A 15,789-nucleotide genomic window follows, 5' to 3' on the forward strand; every position below is an offset into this window, starting at 1 on the left:
GGTCGCTGTCCTTGCCTCAGGCCGTACGGATGCCGGGCGGGTTGCCCTTGATCGCCTTGGCGCGGTAATCGTGGGGATCGAGTCGACGGATCAGCGCCAACTGTTCTTGAGTGGGGTGCGTGGTCTCGTGCAACTGCGCCGACTTGAGCAACGGGAATCCGGTGTTGTCCTGGACTTGCTCGAAACTCACGCCGGGGTGCAACGAGCGCACCTGCACCGCACGTTCCGGGCCATTGAAATCGAGGACGCACAAATCGCTGACCACGCAATGGATGTCCATCAAGTCGCGGCGCGCCCCTTCGGGCCAGCGCTCGGCCTTGAAGCCGACACCGGAGACCATGTCCACTTCGCCGCTGACGAACACCCGGCTGTTATGGCTGGGTACAAAGAACGAGTTGAGGTGGTTGATGCTGTTGCCTGGCAAGCCGCGCACACCGAGGATCGCCGTCTTGGGCTTTTGATAGTCGCCGACGCAGGACAGGTTGGTCTGGCCCCAGCGGTCGATCTGGGTCGGGCCGATCATTGCATGGCGGCGTCCGCCCCATACGCATTCGAATACCCGCTCGAACGACATGTAACCCGAGTAGCGCGGCACGTAGTCGCCACGCGGGCCCAGCGGGATCGGTTCTTCAACCAGGAACGCCTCGCTGTCGGTCATCAACAGTTCCGGGCTGTGGGTCAGTTTGGCCAAGCTCGCGCCCAGGCGCGGAATCACGCCCAGGCCCGAGGCAATTACCTCGCCATTACCACGCCAAGCCTCAGAGGCGGCGACGATCATCAGTTCAGCAAGGGTGAAATCACGGGTTGCAGACATAGTCGCTAATCCTCAGAACACGGGAAGGGGCAAGGCGCCCATGGAGTCGGCACCGCCGTTCTGTGCCTGATAGGCCTGCTCGCCACCGGCGATGTAGGTCTGCACATAGTCCTGCCAGCCGTTTTCCGCCTGGCTGCTGGCGACATAGTTCTTGAGGTGCTTCATGTCCCAGCCGTAGTCGGGGGCGCAGAGCGTCGGGTGTGCACCGAGAGGTGCATGCACCACACCGCTCACCAGGTAGCGTTCGAAGGTATTGAAACGGGCCTGATCAGCGCTCAGCTCCAGGCGCTCTTCCAAGCGTTCGCACGAGACAAAGCACTGGTTGGCGGCGCGGGCGAACAGGTGATCGAAATACGGATCCGGACCGGTCACCAGGCAGTTACCCAGGCGGTCGGCGACGTTGACATGCAGGAACGCCACGTCGAGGTTCAACGCCGGCATCGCCAACAGCACCTCGCCATCGGCGTAGGGCGACTGTATCGTCTTGAGCTGCGGGTTCAGGCGCGTCACGTCAGTGGCCAGACCGCAACGGGTCGGCAGGAAAGGCAGGCGCATGCCGGCGGCGCGCAGGCCCCACTGGAACATGCCTTCGTCCAGCTCCATCAGCTCCAGTTCGCCAGCTTCACGGGCCTTGCGATAGTAGGGTTCCAGCGGTATGGCATCGAGGGTGGCGAAGCCGAATACCAGCTTCTTGACCTTACCGGCGGCGCACAGCATGCCCACTTCCGGGCCACCGTAGGCAACCACAGTCAGGTCTTTGACCGGTGAGCGCAGGATCTGCCGCACGATAGCCATCGGCTTGCGCCGTGGGCCCCAGCCGCCGAAACCGATGGTCATGCCATCGCGCAATTGAGCGACCGCATCGGCCGCTGTCAGTTGTTTGTTCATTTTGATGATTCCTTACTGTTGGCCGACCGAAAAGTCGTGCCCCCAAATGCTCACGCGGGTGAACTCGAATGCCGAATGCTCCACCCAGTCAACTTGCAAACCGCCAAAGCCGTACTCCAGATCGAAACCAGACGGCGTCTTCATGTAGAAACTGGTCATGCGATCGTTCAGGTGCTGACCGAGGGTGGCCGACAGGGGCACCTCATGGGCGTGCAGACGGTCGTGGGCTCGGCCGACTTCGGTCATCGAATCGACCTCGACCATCACGTGCACGCAACCTGACGGCACCGGGTACTCGGCCAGTGCCAGGCTGTGATGGCGGGCGTTTTGACAATGCAGGAAGTGAATGCGGATCGGCGGCACCGATGGGTCGGGACGAAAGTTGAAAATGTCCGACAGCTCGAAACCCAGCACATCCTTGGCGAACGCCAAGGTGGCGTCGAAGTTCGGCGCCGGCAGCACCGTATGACCCAAGCCCATCTCACCGGTAATGAAACGCGGCACACCTTGGGGTGACACAAACGGCAGGCAATCGGAGCGATGCCCCCAGCTCAGCTCATGACAGTTGCCCGACGGGTCGGTGACCTTGATCAGTGCCTGTACGCCGCGCTGCTCGACCTCGGCGGCAGAGCCCGGCTGCCATTCGATGCCGGCAGCGCTAAGGTGCTCAAGTGCGGCCTTGAATGCCGGCTCGTTGGCCAGCTCCCAGCCAGAAGCCAGATAACGCGCCTCGCTGCCTTCGACGATCAGCATGCGAAACGGACGCTCGTCCATTTTTACGTACAAGCCACCACCTGGGGCCGCATGCACTTGCATGCCCAGCACGTCTTCGGCGTAACGCTGCCAATGGCTGAGGTTTTCGATCTGCGAGACGAAATAGCTCAAACCGCGAATGTCGATCATGCCTTGGTCCTCGTTGGCTGAATGGGCTTTCGTGGCGAGCATTGTGCAAAGCGCCGCCCGCCGCTTCATCGTCCGTTGAGACTAAGCAGAGAGCGGCGCAGAAGAACCGCGGCGCCCGGATCCCGTAGGAGCCAGGCTTTCCGGCGAAGAACGATGACGCGGTGTCACAGTCCTAGTCCGTTTTAGTGATTCGAACACAGCGCCTGACGCCACAGACTCACGCATCCATCCGCATTGCAGAGACCGCCCCATGGAGTTCGCTTTTACCGAAGAACACCTGATGATTCGCGACAGCGCCGAGCGTTTTCTCGCCCAGGCCAGCGACTCGCATGCCGTGCGCGCCGCCATGAAACGGCCGGACGCTCATGACCCCGAAGTCTGGCAACAGATCGGTCAGGAGCTGTACTGGCCGGCACTAATGGTGCCGGAGCGCTTTGGCGGTATGGGCTTGGGGTTTGTCGAACTGGCGATTCTGCTGGAACAAAGCGGTCGCTATCTGCTGGGTTCGCCGCTGTTCGCCACTGCATGTCTAGCCACCCCGGCCCTGCTGCTGGGGCACAACGAGCCCATACAGGAGCACTGGCTGGCAGCGATTGCCGCAGGTGAAACCCGTGCCACCCTGGCCTTCGCCACTGTTCCAGGGCTGGAGGCTTGCAGTGTGCAGGCCGTGGCCGCGCCGCGCCCAGGAGGCTGGACCCTTGACGGCCAATACGCGCAGGTCATCGATGGCGCCTCGGCCGACCTGCTGATCGTCGCCGCTCGTGCCCCCGATACTCAGGGCGAACGGGGTATCAGTCTGTTCGTCTTGCCTGGCGATACGCCGGGCGTGGTGCGTACCCCCCTGGCAACAATGGACCAGACCCGTCGCCTGGCACGCATTGAATTGCATGACGTGCAGGTCAGCGAGGCACAACAGCTTTGTGGTCCCGAGCAGGGCTGGGCAGTGCTGCGGAACACACTGTTGATCGCCACTATCGGACTTGCCGCCGAGCAGACGGGTGGCGCGCAACAGGCCTTGGACCTGACCCTGGCCTACATTGCCGAACGCCGGCAATTCAAACGCACCATCGCCAGCTTCCAGGCGATCAAGCACCGCTGTGCCGACATGATGCTGCAAGTCGAATGCGCCCGATCAGCAGCCTACTACGCCGCCTGTGTAGCCCAGGAGCACCTGGACCCGAAAGGCGATGTCGCCGTGGCCCAGGAGCTTGAGCAGGCCGCCGCCACGGCAAAGATTCATGCCAGCGAAGCCTTTTTTCACTGCGCCGCCGAGTCGATCCAGCTACATGGCGGCATCGGGTTTACCTGGGAATACGATCCACATCTGTACTTCAAACGAGCCCGCGCCAGCGAGCAACTACTGGGCAACCCGGCGTTGCACCGCGAGCGCCTGGCCAAGCATCTATTGGGAGAGCAACCATGAAAATCGGTTTCAGTCGTGCAGACGAAATATTCCGCGAAGAAGTCGCCCAGTGGCTGGCCGAGCACCTGAGCGGCGAATTTGCGCCACTGCGCTTTCGTGGCGGCCCGGGTGATGAACACAGCTTTCCTGAGGAGCGCAAAGCCTGGGAGCGTCGGCTTGCCGCAGGTGCCTGGATCGGCGTCGGCTGGGCCAGGGAACACGGCGGACGAGGACTTCCCATCAGTCAGCAAGTAATCTTCCATGAGGAATATGCCCGCGCCGGTGGCCCAGGGCGCATGGGTCATATCGGCGAAGGCCTGATCGGCCCGACCCTCGCCGCCTTCGGCACCCCGGCCCAGCAAAAGCGCCTATTGCCCGGCATCCTCGACGGCAGCCAGTTCTGGTGCCAGGGCTATTCGGAGCCGGGGGCAGGTTCGGACCTTGCCAACGTACAGACCCGGGCGAAACTGGATGCCACGGGCGAACACTGGTTGATCAGCGGGCAGAAGGTCTGGACCTCCCTGGCGCACGAGGCCGACTGGTGTTTCGTGCTGGCGCGCACCGAGCCCGGCAGCCAGGGCCATCACGGCTTGTCGTTCCTGCTGGTGCCGATGGCTCAGGACAGCATCCGCGTGCAACCGATCCAGCAACTGACCGGTACCAGTGAATTCAACGAGGTGTTCTTCGACCAGGCCATCACGAGTGCCGAAAACCTGATCGGCCAACCGGGCGATGGCTGGAAGATCGCCATGGCGCTGCTGGGTTTTGAGCGCGGCGTATCCACATTGGGTCAGCAGATGCAGTTTCACAACGAACTCGACGAAATCATCCGCATCGCGCGCACCAACGGTGCCGCCCGTGACCCACTGCTGCGCCAGCGCATCGCCCAAGCCTGGAGCGGGCTCAAGGTGTTGCGCTACAACTCTCTGCGCATGCTCTCGGGTCCGCAAGACGGCAGCCTCGGTCGCGAAGCGATGATCTACAAACTGGCCTGGTCCACTTGGCACAGCGACCTGGGCAAACTGGCCATGGACGTGCTGGGCGATGCCGGAGAAATCCTCGACGCCGCGCCCTACCAGCTCAGCCGCCTGCAGTCGCTGTTCCTGTTCACCCGCTCCGATACCATCTATGGCGGCAGCAATGAGATTCAGCGCAATGTGATTGCCGAGCGGGCACTGGGCATGCCGCGTGAACCACGGGTCACCCTTTAAACGGTGTCCCCGCAGTACATCGATGACGCGGTGCAGCAGATGCACCGGGGGTGCCTGGCTTCCTGTCGAAGCCAGGCTTGCCGGCGAAGAACGATGACGCGGTGTGACAGCCACGCCGCAGTGCTTGGTAAGGATTGATCGCTCCCACTATCCCGCCGTGGGAACGATCAGCAGTTCAGCGCACGCGAATCTTCGGGTCATCCGCCCCACGGCGCAGCGTCTTGAGAAAGCCTTCCAGCGGTGCTGGTTCGGCGATCTGCGGCAAGGCGTCCTTGTCCGGGCGTTGCGCCCAGAATGCATCCCAGGATGGAAAGAGCTCGTGGAAGGAACCGGCGTACGGCTCGCGCCCAGGCCAGCGTATTTTCAAGCCGCCGATCGGTGGTTTGTTCAGGTCGGTCGCGTACCAGTAGCACGGCAAGCGGCGACGGAAGCACCAGCGCCCGTCGATTCGCTCATAGTCGTCCCAGTACAGCATCTGCATGATTACCCACTCGGGACCGGTCTCATGCTCGTTCTTCGAATAGACCACGCCTGTGGCGTGATCGGCATCGCTGAACTCGATGATATGTTGCCCCAAGTGATGGGAGGTGCCGTGAAACTGCTTGCGCATGGTTTCGTCCAGCCACACCTTGAGGTGCGCGCGACCGCTTTTGTCGCGGCCCACGCGCACGTCCGGCGCGAAGCAATTGGCCATGGCATCCATATCACGCATGTCCAGAGCCAAGGCATATTTGCCAGCCAGTTGGCGGATCTCGTCCAGCGACTCCAGTCGGTCAATGCGCGCAAGCAATGCGCTCGGGTCCTGGCTCATCAGTCGAGCACCGTATACAGGTCCGAACCGCGCCCACCGTCCACTGCCAGGCTGGCACCGGTGACATACGAAGCCTCGTCGCTGGCCAAAAACAAAATGGCGTTGGCCAGTTCCACCGGCAGGCCGACCCGTTTCATCGGGATCACTTTTTCAGTGTTGGTACGGGTCTTGGCGTCGCCCAGCATGCCGGCGGTGGCCGGGGTGTCGACCACTCCAGGGATGATCACGTTGCAGCGGATGTTGTGTGGTGCGCCTTCGCTGGCCGCCGCCCGGCTGAAGTTGATCACCGCCGCCTTGGCCGCCGAGTAACCGGCCATCCAGGCTGTGCCGAACAGGCCGCAGATCGAAGCGATATTGACGATCGAACCACCACCCTGCTCTTTCATCAGCTGCATCGCGGTACGGGTGCCCCAGAAGGTGCCGTCCACCGTAGTAGCGAAGTTGGCGTGCCAGTCTGCGGTGGTCATCGTGTCGATACCACCCCAGGTGTAGGCCATTGCGTTGTTGACCAGAATGTCCAGACGTCCGTGGCGTTGTGCAGTAGCTTGAAGCGCGCCGACGTAGGCCTGTTCATCGCTGACATCGGCCACGGCTATCTCGGCCTGCCCACCCTGGGTCCGGATTTTTTCCTGCACACCTTGCAGCGGCTCGATGCGTCTGCCGCACAACACCACCGTGGCGCCCTCCTCGGCGAATCGCAGTGCGGTGGCCTCACCGATGCCGGAACCGGCACCGGTAACGAAGGCGATTTTTCCTTGTAAACGCTTACTCRTGGGTGTCTCCCTGATCAGATAAAGGCCATGCCACCGTTGACGGCGATGTTTTGCCCAGTCATGAAACTGGCGTCTTCGCTGGCCAGAAACACCGCGACCCGGGCGATCTCGTCGGTCTCGCACATGCGGCCCAGGGGCACGTTTTTCAGCAGCGCTTGCATGTAGTCATCAGGGATGCCGGCCATCATCGGGGTGTTAGTCGGTCCCGGCACCAAGGTGTTGACGCGTATCCCACTGGCCGCCAGTTCACGGGCAATCGAACGGGTCAGGCCCATCACCCCGGCCTTCGAGGCGCAGTAGTGGCTTGGGCCGTCACCGGTCAGCGCGGCGGTGCTGGAGAGGTTGATGATCGCGCCCTTGCGGCCACCCTTGACCATCAGCCTGGCGCCCTCACGGCAGCACAGAAAGGTCCCACCCAGGTTCACCCCGATCACTCGCGCCCAGCTCTCGTCCGGGGTATCGAGGAAGCTGTCCAGCGCGCCCACGCCGGCGTTATTGACCAGAATGTCGAGGCCGCCGAAGTGCTGCTCAGCCTGGCCCATGGCATCGACCACGGACGCACCATCACCGACGTTACAGGCCAGGGCCAGTACCTTGTCACCCAAATCTGCCAGGCTCTCGGCCAGGGTCGCCTGATTCAGGTCGACAGCCACCACCTTGGCACCTTCGGCGACAAAACCACGCACGATGGCCTGGCCCATACCCTGGGCGGCGCCGGTTACAAAGGCCACTTTATTGAGTAACTTCATAGCAATCTCCAAATGTGCAAATACGCTGCGGCCCGCTGCCCTTGCAGTGAAGCCGTCCCGTGCATGATTAGCGGTAAGCGCCTGGACACACATCGTCCGATGGGACTACCGCCGCGTGGTCTGAACGGACGATGTGACTAGCTCGATCAGAGCCCAGCATTCGCATTGCGCGCACCACGCCAGTCGCTGCGTTTCCCTTCAAATCGCTGCATTCAATCTGCTGCAGTGCCTGGCGCGGCTGTGCCTCATGAATCCGCAGACAATGGAGAACCCCATGAACCAATCCGTAGACTTGCCCCTGCCCGTCGGCCATTACGCGACCCTGCCAAACGGCCTGCATTTGCACTATCTGGATGAGGGCGCAGGCCCCGTGGTGCTGTGGCTGCACGGCAGCGGGCCGGGCGCCAGTGGCTTCAGTAACTTCAAGGGCAACTACCCGCAACTCGTCGCCGCGGGCTATCGCAACATCGTGCTTGACCTCCCGGGTTTCGGTCGCTCGGACAAACCCGAGGACGTCCAGTACGACCTGGATTTCTTCGTCGACTGCGTGGCCGCGTTTCTGGAGTGCATCGGTGTGCGGCGTTGCACGCTGCTGGGGAATTCGTTGGGAGGCGCGATCGCCCTTGGCCTGGCCCTGCGTCTGCCACAACTGCCACAGAGTCTGATCCTGCTGGCTCCGGGCGGTGTCGAGGAACGGGAAACCTACTTCAAGATGGAAGGCATCGTGCGCATGGTCAGCCTGTTCAGCGCTGGCCCCATCGGAATGGAGGAGATGCGCAGCATGATGCGCCTCCAGCTGTTCGATGATTCGATTCTGCCGGAAAGCCTGCTGCAAGAACGCGTGGCGGTGGCAATGTCCCAGCCCAAGAACCTGTTCAGCACCATGATGGTACCGAACATGGAAACACGCCTGGGTGAGATCCAATGCCCGATCCTCGGCTTCTGGGGAACCAACGATCACTTCAACCCGATCAGTGGCGCCCAACGCATCATCGACGGCGCGCCAAATGCCCGGTTCATCTTGCTCAACCGTTGTGGACATTGGGTCCAGGTAGAACACCGCGAACTGTTCAACCGCAGCTGCATCGACTTCCTGCAACACGGTTGAACCTGTAGGAACGTGGCGGCCCGCGAACGGGGCACCGTGGTGTATTTGTAATACCGCGTCATCGTTCTTCGCCGGCAAGCCTGGCTCCTACACAGGAACCAGGCGCTGCGTGTAACTGTCACCCCGCCGCTGGCTGGCGGTTCAATTCGGCGTCGCCGGGCTGGCCAAGCACGCAGGAGGTGCCGCCGGGGGTGTACATCATTGCCACGCAACGGTTACAGGCAGTGCAGATCGAGTCGCGACTGGCTCCGCTGGCGAGTTTGTTGACGTAGTCCTGCTCGGCCAGCAACACCCGCCCCATGGCGACCAGATCAAAGCCCTCGGCCATGACCTGTTCAATGCTCGCCAGACTCTTGGCGCCGCCCAAATAAGCCAAGGGCATCTTGACCGCCGCACGCACTTTGCGCGCGTGTTCCAACAGATACAGTTCTCGGAACTCTACGGTCGGCTCTTTACGGCGCTGGATGGCCATGGCCAGGGCGATAATCTTGTTTTTCTGCTGCACTCGGTTTTCCTTGGGGAAGGAAGAACCGAACATGGTGGTGATCGATTCGGCGTTCATCCCGGCGCTGAGCACCAACAAATGCGCGCCCTCTTCTTCCAGCATGCGGGCAATCTGTGCCCCGTCTTCGGCACTGTTTCCGGCGCGCACACCTTCGGTGATGCTGTATTTGCAGATCACCGCCATCTCTTGGCCGACCGCATCGAGCACCGCGCGCAACACCCGCCGCGGAAAGCGCAGGCGGTTTTCCAGATTTCCGCCGTACTGGTCGCGGCGCTTGTTGTACATCGGCGAAATGAATTGGCTCAACAAGTAGCCGTGCCCCATATGGATTTCCACAGCATCGAAACCCGCCTGGCGTGCCAGGCGGGCGCCCTGGGCGAAATCGCGCACCACTTGTTGCATGTCGGCTTCGTTCATTGCCTGCTTGAGGAACATGCCGCTCATCAGGCCAATCTTGTTGAACCCACCGCTGGCCGAAAGCGGACGTTTGGTCGAGCGCTCGCGAATAAAGGTAAAGCAGCCGCCGTGGGTGATCTGCGCGCTGGCCAGGCCACCGGACTCGTGCACGGCGTCGGTCAGGACCTTGAAGTGCGGCACGCTGGATTGAGCAAGGATCAACTGATTGGGCAAGGTGCGGCCATCGCTGCTCACCGCGCAATAAGCCACGGTGGTCAGGGCGGTACCGCCAGCGGCCAGGGCCGAATGCAGTTTGACCAGTTGTTTGGAAGGCACGCCCTGGGCACTCATACCCTCGTTGGTGGCGGCCTTGATAAAACGGTTTTTCAAGGTCAGTGGGCCAATCTCGACCGGGCTGAACGGTGATGGGGTTGAACGAGGATTCATGGCAGGCCTCTCTTTATTGTTATCAGGCTACAAACGAAGGACTGCGTCGCCACATCGCGACGCAGCGATGATCTTCAGAAGGTGTATTTGGCGTTCAACGACAGGTAATCGCGGTCAGCCAGCAAGCGACCCTGGGCGACATCCGGGGAGCTCAAGTAGGCGATATAGGTCATACCGACCTGAAAGTTGCCCAAGTACTTGAAGTCACCACCCACAGTCAGCCGCTTCTCGTCGCGCCCCAGGCCCTGGTAGGCACTACCATCGATGTTCTGCGTCCAGACCACCTTGGTGCTCAAGTCGAGGCCGTTGGCGATGGACGGGTAGTCCATGTAGACGCCAACGCCCAGCAGGCTCGTGCCTCGGGTCTGGATCTTCGACTCGAACTTGTCAAAAGTGCCATCCACGCCGGCCCCGCCGCCGGTGATCGTCAGGCTGTCCACCCCGTCGATGTGTTGATGCACCACTTCGCCCATGAAGGTGGTCTGCTGGGCGAGCAGGCTTGGGCCCAGGATGTACATTGCGTTGAGGTTGCCTTGCCAGATCTGCCCGGTGGTCGGTGCGCCGTTGTTCAGGTAGACCGCGGCGCCATCGCGGTAGCTCAGGTCACCGGCGTACTGCACCGAGTCGCCGACCTTGGAGCTGAAGCTGATCCCCGTCAGCTTGACGTCTTCGAAGTAACCCAGGCGATAGGTCGGTGCGCTTCCCTCATGACCAATGCCCTTGAGCGACGAGTATTGGGTGGTGCCAGTAAAGTCGAAGAACAATGAGCCGATGTGCTCGTTATAGCGGTAATGGAACAGCCCCACTTCGGTGTTCTCGGTGACTCGATAGCGCACGCCCACACCCCATTGGCCGCTGTCGCTGGCGTCTTTTTCACCGGCATAACCGACCGCCAGGCCGTTGGGCAGGCTGTCGACTACCCCGCTGCCCAGACGAAAGAACTCGGCACCGGGACCGAAGGTATCGCTGCCGAAGTAATCGCCCACAGGATTGAGCTGAGTCTTTTCCCACTCGTATTGGTAGTAGCCCACCAGCGCCAGGTCTTCATTCAGCGACCACGACCCGGACACCTGCCCCACCGGCAGGTACGAGTCCTTGGCCTCGGTACCCGGCACGTTGAACTTGGTGGCGTCCACCGGGGCCTGGCCCTGGCTGATGTTGGCCCAGAACAGGCTCTCGCCCCAGGCCACCAGATGCCGTCCGGCCTTGAGCGACAGGTACTGGGTTTCGCCGACATCGAAGTTGCCATACACATACGCATCGAGCAGACGCGCCATGCTGCCACTGAGCCTGCGGGTTTCGTCGCTGAAGCCATCGTTGTGCCCAGTCTTGTTTACCGTCTGCGGCGAGTCGTTGGCGTTTTTCTGGTTGTAGACATCGTCATAGAACTGGCTGCCGCGCAGCACCGCACCGAGGTTGTCGTGTTTGAGTTGTAGTTCGCCGAACAGACTCAGGCGGTTATTGATCAACGAGCCGCGCTTGAAGTTTCGCGTGCCGTCGTCGTAGTTCGGGTCATTGAGGTATTGACTGGCCTGCTTGGCCATACGCATGGATGCGGTGTAGTTGACCGTCAACGACGAATCCAGGGTGGTGTTTTCCCCCAGTTCGATGGTGGGCGAAGCGCTGGCACTGGTGATGGTGATGGTGATGGCCGTAGCCAACAGGCATCGCCCATCGATCACTCTCCCCGGACTGCGTGCAACAAAGTTTCGGGTAAACATGCTCATCTCCTTTTTTATTGTTTTGGCTTGTGTGGCCACAGCATGAAAAAAACCGCTTTCGCGCACATCGTCCGTTTGGTGAGATGGGCGCTTCTCACGACTGAGCGCTGTTGGCCACCACCGCGCGCAATTCGTTCTTCGCCACCTTGCTCGACGGATTCAATGGCAAAGCGTTGAAGAAGCGCACCTGGCGCGGCACCTTGTAATTGGCCATCTGCTCTCGGCTCCAGGCGATCAGTTGCGCCTCGTCGAGTTCTCTACCTTCGCGCAGGACCACGCAGGCACACCCGACCTCGCCCATGCGCTCATCGGCGATGCCGACCACCGCCACCTGGGCAATGGCCGGGTGCCTGATCAGTGCTGCTTCGATTTCCGCCGGGTAACAGTTGAAACCGCCGACGATGAACATGTCTTTCAGCCGGTCGGTGATGATCAGGTTGCCCGCGTCATCCAGGCGCCCGACATCGCCGGTGTGCAGCCAGCCTTCGTCGTCGATGGCTTCGCGGGTCGCTTCGGGGTTCTGGAAATAGCCCTGCATGATGTGAAAGCCACGCAGACAGATCTCACCGGTTTGCTCTGGGTCCAGTGCCTGGTTGTGCGGATCGCGGATGCTCACTTCAGTGCCGGCAATCGGCCGTCCGCTGGTGCCGGCGATCACCTGCGCCGAATCATGTGGATCGCAGATCGTCGCCAGTCCGCCGCATTCGGTCAGGCCGTAGGCGGTGGTCACCACGGCAAAACCCAACTCATTGCGCATGCGCTCGATCAGGCTCGGCGGGATACTCGCTGAACCGGTCACCGCGATGCGCAGGCTCGACAAGTCGGTCTGCTTGAGCTGCGGATGCGCAAGCAGCGAAAGGTACAGGGTCGGCGCACCGGGCAAGACGCTGATGCGCTCACGGGCGATGCGCTGGAACACTTCTTCTGCGTCGAACACCGCATGGGGCAGGATGGTCGCTCCGGCGATCAGGCAGGTCAGCCAGCCGGCCTTGTAACCAAAGGCATGAAAAAACGGGTTAACGATCAGGTAACGGTCGCCCGGCACCAGGCCGATGACCTTGACGTATTCGGTAAAGGCTCGCAGGTTCTGTCCATGGCCGCTCATCACGCCCTTGGGTTTGCCGGTGGTGCCGGAGGTGAACAGCAGATCGCACATCGCCTCGGGGCCGACCGCCGATGCACATCGCTTGGCACTGTCGGCATCGATGGTCGCTGCACCGCGCAGGAACTGTGCAAGCGTCAGGTCTGAAGGCTGCCCTGGCGCGTCGCCATCGACAATTACCAGGTGCTGAAGGCTGGCCGGCCGATGAGGTGCGAGCAGCGCCGGGTAGTCGACGTCGAGAAATCGCTGCTGGACAAATAACAGCCGGCAGCCGCTGCGTTCCAGCACATCGGCGGCCTCAAGGCCCTTCATACGAGTGTTGATCGGTACCAGCACCGCACCGGCACACTGAATGCCCAGCGCTGCGAGGATCCAGTCACCACTGTTCGGCGCCCAGATACCGACCCGGTCACCGGCCTGGATCCCCAAGGCCATCAAGCCACGGGTAAAACCCATGACGCGCTCGGGTAACTGGGCGTAGTCGATGCATTGGCCGTTGTCCTCAATGGCAGTGCGACCGGCAAAACGTTCGGCACTGCTAAAGACCAACTGGGCAAGGGTCACAGGGGCTGCGCTCAGGGGCGCGGCAAGGTTCAGGCTCTGATTCATCGTGGGCTCGGGCTCATCAATCGGGAAAGCGAATACGCAGTTGCGCGCTGGTGGGAACCGCCTGACAGGCAAGAATCCAGCCTTCGGCCAAGTCGCCAGCATCCAGTGCATCGTTGTGCAGCAACTCGACGTCGCCACTTTCCAACGTGCACATGCACGAGGCGCAGCCACCGACACGACAGGCGCTGGGTGGGTTGAGGCCGGCACGTTCCATGGCGGCCAGCACGGTCTCGCCGCTGTCACAGGCCACGTGGTGGTCCTCGCCATCCAGGCGCACTGCCAGCTGCGCGGCCACTGCTGCCTCGCTGCTGGCGACCATTGGCAGTTCGCCTTCGCCGGGGAGCGACACGAAACGCTCGACATGCACCCGTCGATCCGGCATGCCCAGGCCCTTGAGTGCGCTAACGGCCGCATCCATGAACGGGGCCGGACCACAGATGAATGCCTGGGCATCGATAAAAGGCCGCGCCAGTTCGGCCAGTTGCCCGACGCTCGGGATGCCCTGAACCGAATCGAGCCAATGGACGATTTGCAGGCGTTGCGGATGAGCACTGGCCAAGTGTCTGAGTTCATCCTTGAAAATCACCGAAGACTCATCGCGGTTGGCATAGATCAACAGGACCCGGCCTGTTCCGGCGAGCAACGCCGAACGCAGGATCGACAGCACCGGGGTCACGCCGCTGCCGCCGCCGAACAGCAGCAAGTCGCCGTCGAGGCTGCACGGCACAAACACCCCGGCCGGTGGCAGCACCTCCAGGGTCTGGCCGGCCTGCAATTCGCCGCACAGCCAGTTCGATGCGCGTCCCTCGTGCACGCGCTTGACCGTTACCCGCAACGGCTCATCCAGCAATGGCGTGCTCGACAATGAATAACAACGGGGCAGCCAGCCGTCCTCGAAAGGCACTCGCAAGGTCAGGAACTGGCCGGGCTGATAGCGAAAACGTTCGCCCAGATGCTCCGGCACGTCGAAAACCAGGGAGCGCGCATCGGCGGTTTCCTCGATCACTTGCGCCACGCGCAGGGCAAGATAATTGTTCATAGGTCAGATACTCATGACCACCTGCCCGTGAATCACCGGCAGGTGTAAACCCAAGGGGTCGAAAAACGGAGGCCATGGCCTCAGACGTAAGGGTCCGGGTTGGGCAGGCCCAGCATCACGGCGCCGTAGCTGCGCCCGTAAGCCATGTAGTTGTTGGCGATGTGCCCGCGTGCCTGGTGCAGGTCGCGGAACAGCCGCGCCACCGGGTTGGTGTTGTACAAGCCCGAAGCGGCCATGCTGCGTAGCAGGTCGTTGGCCCGTTCGGCGCAAATATTGGTCACGTAGGCCGACTGGTAGCGATACAACAGGCGGGTTTCGGTATCCGGGTATTCGCCGGCGCGGGCCAGGCTCATCAGGTGCTCGTAATTGCGCTCCAGCACCAGGCGCAGGCTGTCAACGGTGATCATCGCTTCGGCAACGGCGGTTTGCGCCACAGGATCGTCAGCGGTACGGGCGCCGTGCTTGCCGATGTGTTTGGCGGCATTGTCGCGGAACTCGTTGATCGCGCCCTGCAGGGCACCAATGGCCGAGGTGGAAACGGCGCGGGAGAACACCTGGGCAAATGGGATCGCGTAGATCGGGTTGGTGTTGACCAGCCGCCCGGGCGTCGCTTCGAGGGTCCAGTTATTGGTGCGCTGCACGCGATGGGCAGGGACGAATACATCCTCGACCACGATGTCATGGCTTCCCGTGCCGCGCAGGCCCATCACGTCCCAATTACGTTCGATCTGATAGTCCTTGCGTGGCAACAGGAAGGTGCCGTGCTCGGCTGCCAGTTCGCCATCGGGCGGCAGGATCCCGCCCAGAAACACCCATTGGCAGTGCTCGCTGCCGCTGGAGAAACCCCAGCGCCCGCTGATGCGGTAACCGCCCTCGACCACCGTGACCCTGGCCGCTGGCATATAGGTCGAGCAGATCAGTGCGTTGTGGTCATCAGCCCAGACTTCGCGCTGCGCTTCGATCGGGTAACGCGCCAGTTGCCAGGGGTGAACCCCCATCACGCCGTATATCCAGGCTGTGGACATGCAACCCTCGGCGAGGATGGTCTGGATTTCGAAGAAGGTACGCGGGTCCACTTCATATCCACCAAACGCCCTTGGTTGCAAGGCTCGCAGCAAGCCGGCGGACTGCAGCTCGGCGACGCTCTCCTGCGGCACCTTCAAGTCCTTGTCGGCCTGCGCCGTGCGCGCCTTGAGGGCGGGCACCAGGCTCCGCGCACGTTCAAGCAGATCACGTTCGTCCTGGGTCTTTTCTCGCATGCTGTGCATCTCTCAACTCTCCCGATCTCACTGCGCCACTGCGCGAGTTGAG

General features: G+C 61.9%; 14 protein-coding genes. 3 read left to right on the plus strand and 11 right to left on the minus strand.

The genetic code is table 11. The features are described 5' to 3' along the window. Positions 1-16: 16 nt before the first annotated feature. The 3 genes from AC1DRJ_RS00540 to AC1DRJ_RS00550 are packed head-to-tail and all read right to left on the minus strand — an operon-like array spanning position 17 to position 2,605. Complete coding sequence (locus AC1DRJ_RS00540; RefSeq protein WP_477800315.1) at positions 17-814, minus strand: CoA-transferase subunit beta; 798 nt, start codon at positions 812-814, stop codon at positions 17-19. Between the two features lie 12 nt (positions 815-826). Further along, positions 827-1,702: a CoA transferase subunit A gene (locus AC1DRJ_RS00545; protein ID WP_477800316.1), complete on the minus strand. Its 876-nt coding sequence runs from the start codon at positions 1,700-1,702 to the stop codon at positions 827-829. Between the two features lie 12 nt (positions 1,703-1,714). Beyond that, a complete protein-coding gene (locus AC1DRJ_RS00550; RefSeq protein ID WP_477800360.1) occupies positions 1,715-2,605 on the minus strand; it encodes a VOC family protein in 891 nt (296 codons plus the stop codon). 250 nt (positions 2,606-2,855) lie between these two features. On the opposite strand from AC1DRJ_RS00550, the gene AC1DRJ_RS00555 reads away from it, so the two are divergent. Continuing rightward, entirely contained in the window at positions 2,856-4,028 is a 1,173-nt protein-coding gene (locus AC1DRJ_RS00555; RefSeq protein WP_477800317.1) for an acyl-CoA dehydrogenase family protein, read from the plus strand. Next, on the plus strand, positions 4,025-5,218 hold the full coding sequence (locus AC1DRJ_RS00560; RefSeq protein WP_477800318.1) for an acyl-CoA dehydrogenase family protein: 1,194 nt from the start codon (positions 4,025-4,027) through the stop codon (positions 5,216-5,218). The genes AC1DRJ_RS00555 and AC1DRJ_RS00560 overlap by 4 nt, the downstream gene beginning before the upstream one ends. A gap of 175 nt (positions 5,219-5,393) precedes the next feature. On the opposite strand, the gene AC1DRJ_RS00565 is transcribed toward AC1DRJ_RS00560, so the two are convergent. The 3 genes from AC1DRJ_RS00565 to AC1DRJ_RS00575 are packed head-to-tail and all read right to left on the minus strand — an operon-like array spanning position 5,394 to position 7,551. After that, positions 5,394-6,029 carry a nuclear transport factor 2 family protein gene (locus AC1DRJ_RS00565; protein WP_477800319.1) on the minus strand — a complete coding sequence of 212 codons (636 nt, stop codon included), beginning with the start codon at positions 6,027-6,029 and terminating at the stop codon, positions 5,394-5,396. Beyond that, positions 6,029-6,817 carry an SDR family NAD(P)-dependent oxidoreductase gene (locus tag AC1DRJ_RS00570; protein ID WP_477800361.1) on the minus strand — a complete coding sequence of 263 codons (789 nt, stop codon included), beginning with the start codon at positions 6,815-6,817 and terminating at the stop codon, positions 6,029-6,031. Before AC1DRJ_RS00570 ends, AC1DRJ_RS00565 begins: the two co-directional genes overlap by 1 nt. Further along, entirely contained in the window at positions 6,817-7,551 is a 735-nt protein-coding gene (locus AC1DRJ_RS00575) for an SDR family NAD(P)-dependent oxidoreductase (protein WP_477800320.1), read from the minus strand. Before AC1DRJ_RS00575 ends, AC1DRJ_RS00570 begins: the two co-directional genes overlap by 1 nt. Positions 7,552-7,825: 274 nt before the next feature. Between AC1DRJ_RS00575 and AC1DRJ_RS00580 the strand changes: the two genes are divergently transcribed. Further along, positions 7,826-8,659 carry an alpha/beta fold hydrolase gene (locus AC1DRJ_RS00580; protein WP_477800321.1) on the plus strand — a complete coding sequence of 278 codons (834 nt, stop codon included), beginning with the start codon at positions 7,826-7,828 and terminating at the stop codon, positions 8,657-8,659. A 118-nt stretch (positions 8,660-8,777) separates the two neighbouring features. Here AC1DRJ_RS00580 and AC1DRJ_RS00585 read toward each other — a convergent pair whose 3' ends face one another. The 5 genes from AC1DRJ_RS00585 to AC1DRJ_RS00605 form a co-directional block, all read right to left on the minus strand. After that, positions 8,778-10,007: an NADH:flavin oxidoreductase gene (locus tag AC1DRJ_RS00585; RefSeq protein WP_477800322.1), complete on the minus strand. Its 1,230-nt coding sequence runs from the start codon at positions 10,005-10,007 to the stop codon at positions 8,778-8,780. A 74-nt stretch (positions 10,008-10,081) separates the two neighbouring features. Beyond that, positions 10,082-11,728, minus strand: coding sequence for a DUF1302 domain-containing protein (locus AC1DRJ_RS00590; protein ID WP_477800323.1), 1,647 nt, complete (start codon positions 11,726-11,728; stop codon positions 10,082-10,084). Between the two features lie 94 nt (positions 11,729-11,822). Further along, positions 11,823-13,439 (minus strand): FadD3 family acyl-CoA ligase, encoded by a 1,617-nt coding sequence (locus tag AC1DRJ_RS00595; RefSeq protein WP_477800324.1) that lies wholly within the window; start codon positions 13,437-13,439, stop codon positions 11,823-11,825. A gap of 16 nt (positions 13,440-13,455) precedes the next feature. Beyond that, positions 13,456-14,478 carry a 2Fe-2S iron-sulfur cluster-binding protein gene (locus AC1DRJ_RS00600; RefSeq protein ID WP_477800325.1) on the minus strand — a complete coding sequence of 341 codons (1,023 nt, stop codon included), beginning with the start codon at positions 14,476-14,478 and terminating at the stop codon, positions 13,456-13,458. Between the two features lie 80 nt (positions 14,479-14,558). Continuing rightward, a complete protein-coding gene (locus AC1DRJ_RS00605; protein ID WP_477800326.1) occupies positions 14,559-15,746 on the minus strand; it encodes an acyl-CoA dehydrogenase family protein in 1,188 nt (395 codons plus the stop codon). Positions 15,747-15,789 lie beyond the last annotated feature (43 nt).

Source organism: Pseudomonas sp. P5_B2, from assembly GCF_056400445.1.

Bases quoted from the DNA above. Each gene is read 5' to 3' on its own strand.
- AC1DRJ_RS00575 (WP_477800320.1), bottom strand. From the start codon at position 7,551: ATGAAGTTACTCAATAAAGTGGCCTTTGTAACCGGCGCCGCCCAGGGT.
- AC1DRJ_RS00540 (WP_477800315.1), bottom strand. From the start codon at position 814: ATGTCTGCAACCCGTGATTTCACCCTTGCTGAACTGATGATCGTCGCC.
- AC1DRJ_RS00550 (WP_477800360.1), bottom strand. From the start codon at position 2,605: ATGATCGACATTCGCGGTTTGAGCTATTTCGTCTCGCAGATCGAAAAC.
- AC1DRJ_RS00545 (WP_477800316.1), bottom strand. From the start codon at position 1,702: ATGAACAAACAACTGACAGCGGCCGATGCGGTCGCTCAATTGCGCGAT.
- AC1DRJ_RS00560 (WP_477800318.1), top strand. From the start codon at position 4,025: ATGAAAATCGGTTTCAGTCGTGCAGACGAAATATTCCGCGAAGAAGTC.
- AC1DRJ_RS00555 (WP_477800317.1), top strand. From the start codon at position 2,856: ATGGAGTTCGCTTTTACCGAAGAACACCTGATGATTCGCGACAGCGCC.
- AC1DRJ_RS00585 (WP_477800322.1), bottom strand. From the start codon at position 10,007: ATGAATCCTCGTTCAACCCCATCACCGTTCAGCCCGGTCGAGATTGGC.
- AC1DRJ_RS00605 (WP_477800326.1), bottom strand. From the start codon at position 15,746: ATGCACAGCATGCGAGAAAAGACCCAGGACGAACGTGATCTGCTTGAA.
- AC1DRJ_RS00600 (WP_477800325.1), bottom strand. From the start codon at position 14,478: ATGAACAATTATCTTGCCCTGCGCGTGGCGCAAGTGATCGAGGAAACC.
- AC1DRJ_RS00565 (WP_477800319.1), bottom strand. From the start codon at position 6,029: ATGAGCCAGGACCCGAGCGCATTGCTTGCGCGCATTGACCGACTGGAG.
- AC1DRJ_RS00590 (WP_477800323.1), bottom strand. From the start codon at position 11,728: ATGTTTACCCGAAACTTTGTTGCACGCAGTCCGGGGAGAGTGATCGAT.
- AC1DRJ_RS00580 (WP_477800321.1), top strand. From the start codon at position 7,826: ATGAACCAATCCGTAGACTTGCCCCTGCCCGTCGGCCATTACGCGACC.
- AC1DRJ_RS00595 (WP_477800324.1), bottom strand. From the start codon at position 13,439: ATGAATCAGAGCCTGAACCTTGCCGCGCCCCTGAGCGCAGCCCCTGTG.